We start from the raw sequence: 13,617 nt of genomic DNA, 5'->3' as shown, positions 1-13,617 counted from the left end.
TGGTTATTTATTAAGCGTCAATATTTGCATACGTTGCATTCTTTTCGATGAAATCGCGGCGCGGGCCCACGTCTTCACCCATCAGCATGGAGAAGATATAGTCGGCTTCGGCTGCATTTTCAAGATGCACCTGCTTCAGCATGCGGTTTTCCGGATTCATGGTGGTTTCCCACAACTGTTCCGGGTTCATTTCACCCAAACCTTTGTAGCGTTGGGTGTGTACTGCGTTTTCCGAACCGCCGCCGTAAGTGTCGATGAACTTCTGGCGCTGCTGGTCTGTCCAGCAATACTCTTTCGCCTTGCCTTTGGTGCAAAGGTAAAGGGGAGGAGTGGCGATGTACAAGCAACCCTGCTGGATAACTTGCGGGAAGTAGCGGAAGAAAAGCGTCATAATCAGCGTGTCGATGTGAGAACCATCGACGTCGGCATCGGTCATGATGATAATCTTCTTGTAGCGCAGCTTGTCAATGTTCGCTTCTTTGCTGTCTTCACCGTCCACGCCGAAACGGATGCCCAGCGCCTGGATGATATTGTTTACTTCGTCGCTCTCGAATGCCTTGTGCCACATGGCCTTTTCCACATTCAGAATCTTACCGCGAAGCGGCAGGATAGCTTGGAACGCACGGTTACGGCCTTGCTTTGCTGAACCGCCTGCCGAGTCACCCTCGACGAGGAACAATTCGCATTCTTCTGGGTCCTTGCTGGAGCAGTCGGCCAACTTACCGGGCATGCCACCGCCGGACATCGGCGATTTGCGTTGTACGGATTCGCGTGCCTTACGTGCGGCGATACGTGCCTGGGCGGCAAGAATCACCTTGTCTACAATCAGCTTGGCTTCCTTCGGGTGTTCCTCCAAGTAGTAGGTGAGGGCTTCGCCCACAGCCTGGTCTACGGCACCCATCACTTCGTTGTTACCCAGCTTTGTCTTGGTCTGTCCTTCGAACTGAGGCTCTGCCACCTTGATGGAGATAACGGCAGTTAATCCTTCGCGGAAGTCGTCGCCTGCAATCTCTACCTTGGCTTTCTCCAGCATCTTGTTGTCTTCGGCGTATTTTTTCAATGTACGGGTCAGTGCACGGCGGAAACCTGCCAAGTGGGTACCCCCTTCAATGGTATTGATGTTGTTTACGTAAGAGTGTACATTTTCGTTATAAGAAGTGTTGTACATGATGGCTACTTCCACCGGTGTGCCTTGCTTCTCGGTGTTGATGTAGATTACATCGTTCATGAAGTGTTCGCGTGAGGAGTCCACGTAGCGCACAAATTCCTTCAGGCCTTCTTCCGAGTAGAAGATTTCCTTCTTGGCATTTCCCTCTTCGTCCTTTACGCGAAGGTCGGTCAGTGAAATCTTGATGCCTGCGTTCAGGTAAGCCAACTCGCGCATGCGGGTGGCAAGAATATCATAGTTGTAGACTGTTTCCGTAAAGATGGTATCGTCCGGCCAGAACTGCTGGCGTGTACCGGTAATGTCTGTTGTGCCCACTTCCTTGACGGAGTAGAGCGGATGTCCGCAGGAATATTCCTGCTGATAGATTTTTCCGTTACGGAAAACCTGGGTAGTCATGTGTGTAGACAAGGCGTTTACGCAAGATACACCTACACCATGCAGACCTCCCGATACCTTGTAGGAACCTTTGTCGAACTTACCTCCGGCATGCAGTACGGTCATTACAACTTCCAGTGCGGATTTCTTTTCCTTTTCGTGATAGTCTACCGGGATACCACGTCCGTTGTCTTGTACGGTGATGGAGTTGTCCTCGTTAATGGTGACTTCGATGTGGTCGCAATAGCCGGCAAGTGCCTCGTCGATGGAGTTGTCCACAACCTCGTACACCAGGTGGTGAAGCCCTTTGCTGCTAATGTCGCCAATATACATCGCGGGACGCTTTCTCACTGCTTCCAAACCTTCCAGTACCTGGATGTTTTCGGCAGAATAGCTCCCGTTATTGGAGTGAATCTGTTCTTCAGTCATAATCTTTTTTCCTTATTGTAATAACAGAGCAAATATAGTGAAAATCCTCGGGATATGGTGCTAAACAAACGGATAAATTCGGGTAGTTTACAGCTTTTTAGCACAGAAAAGAAACTTGTGTGGAAGCAGGTAAATAGAGAGGTATAAATGAGAAAGGCCGGACTAAAAAGTCCAGCCTTGTAATATCTTTTGTGTAACAGTCAACTTAAGCCAGCTTGTTGATATAGATAGCCAATTTTGACTTCAGGTTGTTAGCCTTGTTCTTGTGGATTACATTAGTCTTAGCCAATTTATCCAACAGTTTTGTGATACCCGGATACATTGCTGTTGCTGCAGCCTTGTCTGTAGTAGCACGAAGCTTACGAACAGCGTTTCTCATGGTCTTGCCATAATATCTGTTGTGAAGTCTTCTTGTTTCTTCTTGTCTGATTCTCTTCAGTGATGATTTATGATTTGCCATCTCGACTAATCTTTTTTAATTCGTTTATTTTTTTATTTTGTAGCCCGTGGGGGAATCGAACCCCCCTTTCAAGAATGAAAATCTTGCGTCCTAACCGATAGACGAACGGGCCATCCTTTGGTGAGCGTTTCCGCTCTTGCAAAGAGCCTTTATTTCTCGTTTGCGGATGCAAAGGTAGAAACTATTTTTGAATTACCAAAACATTCGCAAGAAAAAAATATAGCTTTTTGTTGCTTTTTGTCCTAGGTTAACGTTTTATTTATTGAAAATCAGTGCGATACGCGCTTTTGCTTTTTTACACTCCTTACCTTGTTTTTTTATTCTTCTCCTTTTGTTTCTCTTCTTTCGGGCTTTTTTTTGTAGCTTTGTTATCAGATTGAAAGCAGATAAAGAAATCGGGAATGTTACAGAAAACACTGGGAATTGTGCTGCATACCTTGAAATATAAGGATACATCTCTCATTGCAGACATCTATACGGAGGTGGCTGGCAGGGCTTCCTTCATGGTGTCCATACCCCGTTCGCGCAAGGCGGCGGTGAAGCCGGTACTCTTCCAGCCGCTGGCATTGGTGGAACTTGAAGCCGATTTCCGTCCTAATGCCACTATATATAAGGTGAAGGAGGCGAAGTCTCTTTATCCTTTCGCCACGCTTCCCTACGATCCCTACAAATCTGCCATCGCTTTGTTTCTTTCGGAATTCCTTTATCGCGCCGTCCGGGAGGAGGCAGAGAACCGTCCGCTGTTTGCTTATCTGTATCATTCCGTCATCTGGCTGGATGAATGCAGGGAGGGGTTTGCCAATTTCCATCTGGTCTTCCTGATGCGCCTTTCCCGTTTTCTCGGTTTGTATCCCAACCTGGAGGATTATCATGCCGGAGATTACTTCGATTTGCAGAATGCTTGTTTCACTCCCTTGCGTCCGCAGCTCCATTCCAATTACATCGCTCCCGAGGAGGCGGCCCGCCTGACACAGCTGATGCGCATGAATTATGAAACGATGCATCTTTTCACCATGAACCGGTTGGAGCGTACCCGCTGCCTGAACATTATGAATGAATATTATCGTCTGCATCTGACGGATTTCCCGGTATTGAAATCACTTGAGGTATTGAAGGAGCTTTTTGATTGATTATCGTCGGTGTAACGGCCCAATAAGTGTGCGCTGCCTTTATTATAGGAGTAGGGAGTTTTACTTACTGCTGTAAGGGTCGTTACGATAAGCTGTAACGGTCGTTACAATATAGGGTAACGACCGTTTCAATATAGGGTAACCGTCGTTACATCATTAGGTAACGGCTTTTACATCTTATGGTAAACGGTCGGTAAATATAATGCGTTGATAGATAGTGTATAATCTCTTGTGGGGGAGGATATGGATTGGTATGTAAAAAGCCGTGTTCAACAGACTTTGGACGCTGAGTCCCTCTGTTGAAGCACGGCTTATATGATAGGGGAAGTGTATTTCTTTATCCCAGCAACTCTTTTACTTTGGCTGAGATGGCGCGGCCTTCGGCAAGTCCGGCAAGTTTCTTGCTGGCTACACCCATCACCTTGCCCATGTCCTTGCCGCTGGTGGCGCCGACTTCGGCTATGATTTCCTTCAAGGCTGCCTCCAGTTCTTCGGCGCTCATCTGCTTGGGCAGATAGGTTTCAAGCACCTTTACTTGTGCCAGCTCATCGTCTGCCAAGTCCTGGCGACCTTGCTGTACATAGATTTCAGCGGCGTCTTTGCCTTGCTTGGTCAGTTTTTGGATAATCTTCAAAGCATCTGCATCGCTCAGGGTATCGTTGGCTCCGGGAGCGGTTTTGGCTTCAAGGAATACTTTCTTTACGTTTCTCAATGTTTCGAGAGCCACTTTGTCTTTGGCTTTCATGGCTGTTTTAATGTCTTCGCTGACTTTTTCAAATAAATCCATATTGTTATAGGTTTACTCCTGTTCCCCCGAAGGGGAGGAGGATGGTTTTACATATCGGGAACGGAAAAATCAGAAGGTGATGACTCCCCCTGCACCGCCTTCTGCCTCTTGCGCGGCTTCGGTGGCGAGCTGCCCTTCCTGCTCTGCCTTCATCTTGATGCTGTTCAGCGTGCTTTTGTCACGCAGATAGGTCGGAGAATTCTCTACCATGCTGATGATGTCGGCGTTGTCCATGTCTTCGGGATTGAAGAGATAGATATGGCGACGGCGGCTGCGCTGGGAACGGGCATTGGCATCCTTGCCATAGTACACTTCGCGGCGGTTGCGTCTTTGTTCCTCTTCCTCCTCCAGCTCGGCAAGGCGTTGCTGTTCTTCGGCGGTGCGCTGGGTGATGCGGTCGTCCATCTCCTTCATGTGGATGTCCTGGATACCGAAACCGGTGGCAAGCAGGGTGATTTTCACTTTCTGTTCCAGCTTGTCGTCAATGGCCATACCGAATTTGGTTTCGAAGTCGCGGCTGAAACGGTTCATGAACTCCTTCACCTCGTCCATCTCGCTCATCATCAGCTTGTATTGTGCACTGTAAGAGATGTTGAGGAGTACTTTCTTGGAGTTGAAGATGTCGTTGTTGTTCAGCAACGGCGAGTGCTGCGCGTTCTTGATGGCTTCGCTGACACGGTTGTCACCTTCGCCGTAGCCGGTACTCATGATGGCTACGCCGCCGTCCTTCAGCACTGTTTTCACGTCGTTGAAGTCGAGGTTCACCTTTCCATGCAGGGTGATGATTTCGGCAATACTCTTGGCGGCTACCGAAAGGGTGTCGTCGGCCTTGTCAAACGCGTCGTCTACGGATAGCTCGCTGTATATCTCGCTCAGCTTTTCATTGTTGATGACCAGCAGGGCATCTACGTGCTTGCTGATTTCCTCTACGCCATCCAGTGCCTGGTCTATCTTCTTGTCGCCCTCCCAGCGGAAAGGGATGGTGACGATGCCGATGGTCAGGATGTCCATTTCCTTGGCGGTTTGTGCAATGATGGGTGCGGCACCCGTACCGGTACCACCGCCCATTCCGGCAGTGATGAATACCATCTTGGTGCCGTCGTTCAGCATATTCTTGATGTCTTCGATGCTCTCTTCTGCTGCCTTGCGGGCACGGGCAGGGCGGTTTCCGGCTCCCAGGCCTTCTTTTCCAAGCTGTAACTTCACGGGCACGGGAGAGTCCTTCAACGCTTGGTTGTCTGTGTTGCACAGTACGAACGTCACGTCGTGTATACCTTCCCGGTACATATGGTTCACGGCATTGCCGCCACCTCCGCCTACACCGATTACTTTAATGATTTTCGGTGAATCGGTCGGGAAATCGAATTGTACTATATCTTCCATAATAACTTAATTTTCTGGCACATTATCACATTATTACTTCATATCGTCGTCCGAGAAGATTTCGTTGGAAAGCTTGTTGAAAGTCTTTTCGAACCAGCTGGGGCCTTCTTTCTTTTTCTTCTTCTTTTCTTCCTTTTCGCGCAGCTCCCTTTCTTTGCGCTCACGCTCCTTGCGTTCTTTCTCTTCCTTCTCGCGCTGTGCCTTGGCGGCGCGTGCGGCGGCTTCCTGCTCTTTCAGCGCTTCGTCGTCAACGAATATGTCGACCGGTTTGGGAGGAACATTGGAGGCAGGCTGCTGCACCGGCTTCACCTCTTGCAGGCAGCAATTCTCGTTGCCGGCAGCCAGCAGGCCCAGCAGTGTGTTGTGCATGCCGTCCTTCTTGGGCTCGTCGCTGCGTGTGTGGACGGTGGTCTGTACGAACTTGGCGGTCTTTACCTTTTCAATCTTGCTCACTCTATGGAAGGCTTTCTCAAGATTCTTCAGATTGGCTCCTCCACCGGTGAATACAACACCGGAGAAAAGTTTGTCCTCGTAGCCGGAAAGTTGCAACTGGTTCCATACGTTGGCAAGAATTTCTTCTGCACGTGCTCCGATAATATTGTTCAGCAGGGCCAGTTCGAAGGTACGGCCGTCTTCCGACGTGCATACGGCAGGGGGCTCGGCGTCTTCTTCCTCCTCGTAGAGGGCATCACCGTATTGCAGTTTCAGCTTCTCGGCATCTTCCTCTTCCATTTGCAGGGAAGTGATGTCGTGGGTAATGTTGTTTCCACCCAGCGGCAGTACGCTGAGGTAGCGCAGGATATTGTTCTTATAGACCAGCACGGTGGTGGTGTCGGCACCGAAGTCCACCAGTGCACAGCCTGAACGCATCTCGTTTTCGGTCAGCACGGCTTTGGCCAACGCAGTGGGAGCCACGAGCAGGTCGTCGGCAATTTCCACTTTGGCTTGCTCGAAGCTGTGTTCGAGGTTCTTCTTCAGCGAGGCACGCGCCACGATGTTGAGGAACTGCCCGGTGATGTATCTTCCGGCAACTCCTACGGGCTCCACATGCAGCGTGTTGTCTATCTTGTATTCTTGCGGGGCTACATCCAGCACACTCATGTCTACCAAGGGTACATCACGGTTCTCGTCGCAAATCTCGTCTACCAGTTCTTGCGAAATGATGCTCTCTTCCTCCAGCGTACGGCTTACCGCATTCCTCACCGTGCGCAATGATTGTCCGCCGATGCCTACATATACTTTGGCGATGGAGTTGTTCAACTGGCCTTCCAGCTTGTTGATGATGGAAGTCAGCGCTTGTGCGGCCTTGTCAATGTTGTAGATGGCCCCTTTGTGTATAAACGGGGATGCATCTTCGCGTGCATAAGCCAACACCTGGATACTTCCGTCACTGCTCTTCTTTCCTGCGATACCGGAAATCTTGGAAGAACTCAACTCGATAGCGGCGATGAAATCTGTTGTTGCCATATCTATTTATTTACTATTTTACTATTTACAATTTACTATTTGCTGCGCTTTGATAAAGAAGGACTATTAGTAAATCCCTTTCTCTACTCTCTCTTTGTGCAGATGATTTGATTATCAAATTCAACGCTGATACGGGAGTATTTGTTCCAACCCACCTGGTTCAATCCTCTTTCGTAGAATGCCTTTACACGTTTCAGCTTCTTCTCGAATCCGGCAATCTTGCCTAAATAGATAAGATGGTCGCCGACACGGGGCACTAACTCGATGTTCTTGCCGGGCAATACGTGAATTTGCTCTATCTGTGCATTCCAAAAAGAATTCTTTTGCAAAAATACACCAAACTTATATAAATCCCTCATGGCAAACGACTTTTCTACATTTCCGGTTACAACGGCGAGGTGTGCAACGCACTTTGCATCGGGGGGCATCACGGTACCTTTGTTGTCCAGATAGTAGTTTTCGCCGTTGGCGCTCATCACGCGCAGGATGGGGGTGCGCTGGGTCACTTCGATGCAGAGCTTGCCGCTCGGGGTTTTGTAGCACTCCACCTGGTCGATGAGGGGATGCTTGGCAAGTTCGCGCTCCAAGGTCTTGGTACGCACGCGTTCCAGGTCTTTCCCAATGGGGCTGATGCCTTTCTTTTCCAGCAGGGTAGCTACTTCCTTCTTCGTGATGAAGCCGGCATATACCGTGTCTTTTATCACCAGTTCCACGTCTTGGCACACCTGCGAGGTGGGCTTGCGGTTGAAAGCTGTGACAGCCACTACCAGGTAAGCAATGACAAGCAACAGAACGATAGAAAGTAGAATCCTTTTAACCATGATATTTTTCTGATAATAGTTGGGTGATTTGGGGCGCATAGTTGTCCAGGTCTCCGGCTCCCAGCACTACCAATACTTCGGTGTGCTTTTGGGCGAGGAGGCTGAGGACGTCTTCTTTCCTACAGATGCATTTCTCGATGCCGGGGCGGAGGTTGTCATAAATCAGCTGACTCGTCACGCCGGGAATCGGTTGCTCGCGGGCAGGGTATATCTCTGTCAGAATCACCTCGTCGGATAGGGAAAGGCTGTCTGCAAAGTCACGATAGAAGTCGCGAGTACGGGTGTACAAGTGGGGCTGGAAGATGACGGTTATCTTCTTGTCTTGGTACAACTCGCGGACGGACTTCACGCTTTGGGCTATTTCGGCAGGGTGGTGGGCGTAATCGCTGAGGAATACAATCCGGTCGTTCTTCAGCTTGAAGTCGAAGCGGCGGTCCACTCCGCGGAAGCTTGCCATGCCTTGCTTGATTTCTTCGTCGGTGGCACCGCTGAGATGGGCGAGTGCCATGGCGGCAACACCATTCTCGATGTTGATACTGACGGGAACCCCCAACTGAATATCGTTGATGCGGGTGTCAGGCGCCACGAAGTCGATGAAGATTTCACCGTTTCCGATGCGGATATTCTCGGCATGGAAGTCGCCTTCGTTGCGCGAGTAGGTATAGGTGGTGACGCCCGGTTGTACGTCGGCTTGCATTTCCAGTCCTTTGTGCAGAATCAAGGCGCCGCCCGGCTGGATAAGCGTGGTGTAGTGGCGGAAGCTTTCGAGATAGGCTTCTTTGGTGCCGTATATATCCAGGTGGTCGGGGTCGGTGGCAGTAATGACACTCATCCAGGGCGATAGCCAGTGGAAGGAGCGGTCGAACTCATCCGCTTCGATAACGGTATAAGGGCTGGTGGCGGAAAGCAGCAGATTCGTACCGTAGTTCTTCGAAATGCCTCCGAGGAAGGCGGTGCAGCCCACGTGTGACTGGTGCAGCAGGTGGGCAGCCATGGTGCTGGTGGTAGTCTTGCCATGCGTACCTGCCACGCACAGGCCTTTACTGCTGCGGGTGATGATGCCCAATACTTGGGAGCGCTTATGTATGTTGAAGCCGTTTTCACGGAAATAGGTCAGTTCTGCATGCCCTTGCGGCACGGCGGGGGTATAGACCACGAGCGTGCTTGCCTTGTCTTTGCACTCCTCCGGAATAAGGTCGATATCCTCTTCGTAGTGTATCTGTGCTCCTTCCGTAATCAGACGTTCTGTCAGTTCGCTCGACGTACGGTCGTAGCCCGCTACTGTCTTTCCTTTAGAGAGGAAATAGCGTATCAGAGCGCTCATGCCGATGCCGCCGGCACCGACGAAATAAACGGAGCGAATGGCTTCAAGCCTCACCCCCTGCCCCTCCCCCGTAGGGAGGGGAGATGAGTTACTATTGCTTATATTTTTATTCATATTCAAATTTTTTCTTCAAACTCTTCTTCCAAAAGTATGATATTATAAAAAGAACGATAGCAGTACTATCTATTCCCCCCTCCCTACGGGGGAGGGACAAGGGGAGAGGCTCTTCAATACCTCCTTCGCAATAATTGTCGCCGAGTCCGGCAACGCTAGCTTGGCGATATTCTTGCTCAAGTCTTGCAGCTTCTCGGGGTTAGCGATTGTCTCCAACGCCACCGGCAGCAGCTTCTCTTTCGCTTCCACATCCTTCACATAGATAGCTGCATCCTTATCCACCAGCGCCAGCGCATTCTTGGTCTGATGGTCTTCGGCCACATTGGGTGAGGGAACCAGGATGACCGGCTTGTGCAGCAGGCAGAACTCGGAGATGGAACCGGCTCCGGCACGTGAAATCACCAGATCGGCAGCGGCATAGGCGTTTGCCATATCCTTAATGAAGTCCGTCACATACAGATTCGGAATGGCACTGATATGCGGGTTACGTACGGCTTCTCCCGTAGTGGCTGTAATGGCTTCTCTGACTTGGTCAATGTATATCTTGCCAGTCTGCCAGATAAACTGTACGTCGGGGTGGGTACGAATGACATCCAGTCCGGCAGTCAATGTCTGGTTGATGGTACGCGCTCCAAGACTGCCGCCCAGAATGAGGATAGTCTTCTTTTCCGGGTTCAATCCGAAGTACTTTACGGCGTCTGCGTGCAGGATGGAATGTCCGAGCAGGTTCTGGCGCACCGGATTACCTGTCATGATTATCTTTTCTGCCGGGAAGAATTTTTCCATACCTTCGTAGGCCACGCAAATCTTGCATGCCTTCTGTGCCAGCAGCTTGTTGGTGACACCGGCGTAGGAATTCTGTTCTTGTATCAGCGTGGGAATACCCATCATGCCCGCCATTTTCAGCGTAGGACCACTGGCATAGCCACCTACACCGACGGCTACTTGCGGGCGGAACTCCTTGATGATGCTCCGTGCTTTCCACTGGCTTCGTATCAGTTTCAGCAGTACGGAGAAGTTCTTCCACAGATGTTTACGGTCGAATCCGGCAACGGGTAAGCCTATAATCCGGTAACCGGCATCTGGAACACGCTGCATTTCCATTCTTCCTTCGGCACCTACGAAGAGAATCTCCGCGTCGGGACACAACTCTTTTATGGCGTTAGCGATGGAGATGGCCGGAAAGATATGTCCTCCGGTACCGCCGCCGCTGATGATAAGCCTCACCCCCTTCCCCGTAGGGAGAGGGGTAGAGTTACTTTTGGTTGTATAGTTGTTCGCCTCTTTACTCATATTCTTGTTCTTTTTTATTTTTGTATTATTGGCATGCTCTCCATTACTCAATTATTCTTTTCTCCCCTCCCTACGGGGGAGGGGTTGGGGGAGAGGCTGTTATTCAAACTCCGCATCACTGTTCAGTACCTTTGCTGTCGGCTCGGCGGCTGTCTGTGCTTCGCTATCGGCCGGTTGTTCCGGGTTCTCGGCATTTCCGGCATCTATCAGCATCGGCACTTGCGCATCATGCATCCGCTGTTCCTCCAGCTTGGCTGTATAGCGGCTGACACTCAGTATCATGCCGATGTAGGCACAGTTGATGAAAGTGGATGTACCACCCTTGCTGATGAGTGGAAGCGGTTGTCCCGTGACGGGTGCCAGACCTACGGCAACCATCATGTTGAACAGCGCCTGCGTGACGAGCAGCAAGGCTATTCCGGTAATGAGGAAAGCGGGGAAAGTGCGGTCGCATTTTTTGGCGATACGGCCCACTCGCACCAATAGGCAGACATAAAGGAACACAACGACTATTCCGCCTACCAGTCCCAGTTCCTCGATGATGATGGCATAGATGAAATCGGAGAATGCCTGGCTCAGAAAGTCACGCTGTACGGAGTTTCCCGGACCCTTGCCTACAACGTTGCTCGTAGCTACGGCAATACGGGCATGTGCCACTTGCCCGTCGCCGTCGATGTCGAATTTGGCGGCAGGAACTTCCTCCTTGTTGGTAAAGTCTGCAATACGGGATTTTACAGTGGTGAAGCGGTGCCCCATCGGTATATTTTCCAATGTCTTGTCTGGCGTGGCCAGCAGGAAGGCGACAAAGACTGTTACGAATGCCACAATCCCTCCTCCCAGTATCAGCAGTTTCCTGGCAGATACCCGCCCGATGAACATCATCAGGTAGACCGTTCCGAAGAGCAGCATTCCCGTCGAGTAGTTTTCCGGCAGGATAAGGCCACAGACAATGCAGGTAATAATCATGATGCGCTTAAAGGCTTTCGGACTTGCACCGTCTTCATCCTGCCCTTTCGAGAGGATAAAGGCGGTAACGATGACGACGGCCATCTTCGCTATTTCCGACGGCTGGAACTGAATACCCATGAAGGTCATCCAGCGGGCTGCGCCGTTTACGCGGTCGCCGGTAATGAATCCCATCAGCATCACAAAAGCCAGCAGTCCGATGGATATCGGAAGCAGGAATACCGGGAACACCTGAAACCATTTATAGGGGATGTTGTGTACCAGTACTACAATGACGGCGCCTACCATCAGGAGGATGCTGTGTTGCGTAATCGGTCCCCAATGGTCGCCACTCTTGTAGGTCAGCGTACTGGCAGCACTGAATACCTCTGTGATGGAGATGAGGCAAAGGAAAAGGAAAATAATCCAAATCACTTTATCGCCTTTGAATATGCTCTTTAATAAATCCAATGCTTCGCAAATTAAAAATTAATAATTAAAGAATTAAAAGTTGCCGTTCTTGTTACGGAATTCGTAATAGGACTGTTACGGCATCTGTATCTTATAGTGCTCTGACACATGCTTTGAACTGATCGCCGCGGTCCTCATAGCTCTTGAAGAGGTCGAAGGAGGCACAGCAAGGACTGAGCAACACGGTTTCACCTTTCTTTGCCAGCTTGAAGGCTGCTTCTACGGCATCCTGCATGCCGGTCTGCACGTCGGCTACGGGCAGTCCCAGACGGTCGAAGAAGGCGTGCAGCTTTTCGTTGTGCAATCCCAAATAGACCAGGGCAGAGCACTTTTCGCGTACGAGGTCTTCGATTTCCGTGTAATCGTTTCCTTTGTCTTTACCGCCGAGGATAAGTACGGTTTTGCCGGTCATGCTTTGTAGGGCATACCAGCAGGAATTTACGTTCGTAGCCTTGGAATCGTTGATGAAGCTCACGCCGCGTACGGTGGCTACTTTCTCCAACCGGTGTTCCACTCCCTTGAAGTCGGACAAGGCTTTGCGGATATATTCTTTCCGGATGCCGGCCAAATTGGCCGAGATGCCGGCGGCTAACGAATTGTATAGGTTGTGTGTGCCGTGCAGCGCCAGCTCCTCTTGCTCCATATTGAAGGCTATCGGTTCGTTGATTTCCACTTCACCGTCTTCCACGTATGCGATGGCCCCGTCTTCCTTCACGGCAGCGAACGGGTAGAGATGGGCGCGCAGGCCATGCTTGTCCAGCTCGCGCTTGATGATGGGGTCGTCGTTCCAGAAGATAAAAGCGTCTTCCGATGTCTGGTTTTGGGTGATGCGGAATTTGGCGTCCACATATTTCTGCATACAGTGGTCGTAACGGTCCAAGTGGTCTGGTGTGATGTTCATCAGTACGGCAATGTTGGCACGGAAGTTATACATATTGTCCAGCTGGAAGGAACTCAGCTCAATGACGTAGTAATCATGCTGCTCCGTGGCTACCTGCAAGGCCAGGCTGTTGCCGATGTTGCCGGCGAGGCCGACGTTCAGGCCTGCACTCTTGAAGATGTGATAAATGAGCGAGGTGGTTGTAGTCTTTCCGTTCGAGCCGGTGATACAGACCATCTTTGCGTCAGTGTACCGTCCCGCAAACTCTATCTCAGAGATGATGGGCGTACCTTTTTCCTTTAATTTCATAATGAGCGGAGCGTCGTTGGGAATACCGGGGCTTTTCACTACTTCGTCAGCATTCAGAATCAGCTCTTCTGTGTGGTGTCCCTCTTCCCAGGCAATGCCGTATTTATCCAGCAGTTCCTTGTATTTGTCTTTGATGGCGGACATGTCGGAGACGAACGTGTCGAATCCTTTCACTTTGGCCAGTACGGCAGCGCCTGCGCCGCTTTCGCCAGCTCCTAATACTACAATTCTACTCATACTTTTTTAATTAAGAATGATGAA

The 13,617-nt window shown here is 50.4% G+C and carries 11 protein-coding genes and 1 tRNA gene; 1 reads left to right on the top strand and 11 read right to left on the bottom strand.

Going from position 1 to position 13,617, the window contains the following annotated elements:
• Positions 1-10: 10 nt before the first annotated feature.
• The 3 genes from gyrB to ACESTD_RS02905 all read right to left on the bottom strand — a co-directional run bounded on the left by gyrB (position 11) and on the right by ACESTD_RS02905 (position 2,544).
• Positions 11-1,972 (bottom strand): DNA topoisomerase (ATP-hydrolyzing) subunit B, encoded by a 1,962-nt coding sequence (gene gyrB, locus ACESTD_RS02915; RefSeq protein WP_005830422.1) that lies wholly within the window; start codon positions 1,970-1,972, stop codon positions 11-13.
• 205 nt (positions 1,973-2,177) lie between these two features.
• Entirely contained in the window at positions 2,178-2,432 is a 255-nt protein-coding gene (gene rpsT, locus ACESTD_RS02910; RefSeq protein ID WP_005830420.1) for a 30S ribosomal protein S20, read from the bottom strand.
• Positions 2,433-2,472: 40 nt separating this feature from the next.
• Positions 2,473-2,544, bottom strand: a tRNA-Glu gene (locus ACESTD_RS02905).
• A gap of 289 nt (positions 2,545-2,833) precedes the next feature.
• Between ACESTD_RS02905 and recO the strand changes: the two genes are divergently transcribed.
• Complete coding sequence (recO, locus tag ACESTD_RS02900; protein WP_373158659.1) at positions 2,834-3,562, top strand: DNA repair protein RecO; 729 nt, start codon at positions 2,834-2,836, stop codon at positions 3,560-3,562.
• A 337-nt stretch (positions 3,563-3,899) separates the two neighbouring features.
• On the opposite strand, the gene ACESTD_RS02895 is transcribed toward recO, so the two are convergent.
• The 8 genes from ACESTD_RS02895 to murD form a co-directional block, all read right to left on the bottom strand.
• Complete coding sequence (locus tag ACESTD_RS02895) at positions 3,900-4,349, bottom strand: GatB/YqeY domain-containing protein (RefSeq protein WP_005830410.1); 450 nt, start codon at positions 4,347-4,349, stop codon at positions 3,900-3,902.
• A gap of 69 nt (positions 4,350-4,418) precedes the next feature.
• Positions 4,419-5,732, bottom strand: a complete 1,314-nt coding sequence (gene ftsZ / locus ACESTD_RS02890; RefSeq protein ID WP_005830408.1) for a cell division protein FtsZ — start codon at positions 5,730-5,732, stop codon at positions 4,419-4,421.
• Between the two features lie 33 nt (positions 5,733-5,765).
• Entirely contained in the window at positions 5,766-7,199 is a 1,434-nt protein-coding gene (ftsA, locus tag ACESTD_RS02885; protein WP_250712782.1) for a cell division protein FtsA, read from the bottom strand.
• 83 nt (positions 7,200-7,282) lie between these two features.
• Positions 7,283-8,020 carry a cell division protein FtsQ/DivIB gene (locus ACESTD_RS02880; protein WP_005830403.1) on the bottom strand — a complete coding sequence of 246 codons (738 nt, stop codon included), beginning with the start codon at positions 8,018-8,020 and terminating at the stop codon, positions 7,283-7,285.
• Positions 8,013-9,458 carry a UDP-N-acetylmuramate--L-alanine ligase gene (gene murC, locus ACESTD_RS02875; protein WP_229122345.1) on the bottom strand — a complete coding sequence of 482 codons (1,446 nt, stop codon included), beginning with the start codon at positions 9,456-9,458 and terminating at the stop codon, positions 8,013-8,015. The genes ACESTD_RS02880 and murC overlap by 8 nt, the downstream gene beginning before the upstream one ends.
• Positions 9,459-9,527: 69 nt before the next feature.
• Complete coding sequence (murG, locus tag ACESTD_RS02870; protein WP_005834552.1) at positions 9,528-10,751, bottom strand: undecaprenyldiphospho-muramoylpentapeptide beta-N-acetylglucosaminyltransferase; 1,224 nt, start codon at positions 10,749-10,751, stop codon at positions 9,528-9,530.
• Between the two features lie 99 nt (positions 10,752-10,850).
• Positions 10,851-12,167 (bottom strand): FtsW/RodA/SpoVE family cell cycle protein, encoded by a 1,317-nt coding sequence (locus ACESTD_RS02865; protein ID WP_005834555.1) that lies wholly within the window; start codon positions 12,165-12,167, stop codon positions 10,851-10,853.
• A 91-nt stretch (positions 12,168-12,258) separates the two neighbouring features.
• Positions 12,259-13,593, bottom strand: coding sequence for a UDP-N-acetylmuramoyl-L-alanine--D-glutamate ligase (gene murD / locus ACESTD_RS02860; RefSeq protein ID WP_022402146.1), 1,335 nt, complete (start codon positions 13,591-13,593; stop codon positions 12,259-12,261).
• Between the last annotated feature and the right edge of the window lie 24 nt (positions 13,594-13,617).

This window comes from Bacteroides sp. AR20 (assembly GCF_964250605.1).
GTDB lineage: Bacteria > Bacteroidota > Bacteroidia > Bacteroidales > Bacteroidaceae > Bacteroides > Bacteroides uniformis.
Note: the sequence above shows the minus strand (reverse complement) of the source record. Positions and strands in the feature narration are given on the sequence as shown.

What these genes read in the sequence shown, in the direction of transcription:
- gyrB (WP_005830422.1), bottom strand. Translation starts at nt 1,972, where the DNA reads ATGACTGAAGAACAGATTCACTCCAATAACGGGAGCTATTCTGCCGAA.
- rpsT (WP_005830420.1), bottom strand. Translation starts at nt 2,432, where the DNA reads ATGGCAAATCATAAATCATCACTGAAGAGAATCAGACAAGAAGAAACA.
- recO (WP_373158659.1), top strand. Translation starts at nt 2,834, where the DNA reads ATGTTACAGAAAACACTGGGAATTGTGCTGCATACCTTGAAATATAAG.
- ACESTD_RS02895 (WP_005830410.1), bottom strand. Translation starts at nt 4,349, where the DNA reads ATGGATTTATTTGAAAAAGTCAGCGAAGACATTAAAACAGCCATGAAA.
- ftsZ (WP_005830408.1), bottom strand. Translation starts at nt 5,732, where the DNA reads ATGGAAGATATAGTACAATTCGATTTCCCGACCGATTCACCGAAAATC.
- ftsA (WP_250712782.1), bottom strand. Translation starts at nt 7,199, where the DNA reads ATGGCAACAACAGATTTCATCGCCGCTATCGAGTTGAGTTCTTCCAAG.
- ACESTD_RS02880 (WP_005830403.1), bottom strand. Translation starts at nt 8,020, where the DNA reads ATGGTTAAAAGGATTCTACTTTCTATCGTTCTGTTGCTTGTCATTGCT.
- murC (WP_229122345.1), bottom strand. Translation starts at nt 9,458, where the DNA reads ATGAATAAAAATATAAGCAATAGTAACTCATCTCCCCTCCCTACGGGG.
- murG (WP_005834552.1), bottom strand. Translation starts at nt 10,751, where the DNA reads ATGAGTAAAGAGGCGAACAACTATACAACCAAAAGTAACTCTACCCCT.
- murD (WP_022402146.1), bottom strand. Translation starts at nt 13,593, where the DNA reads ATGAGTAGAATTGTAGTATTAGGAGCTGGCGAAAGCGGCGCAGGCGCT.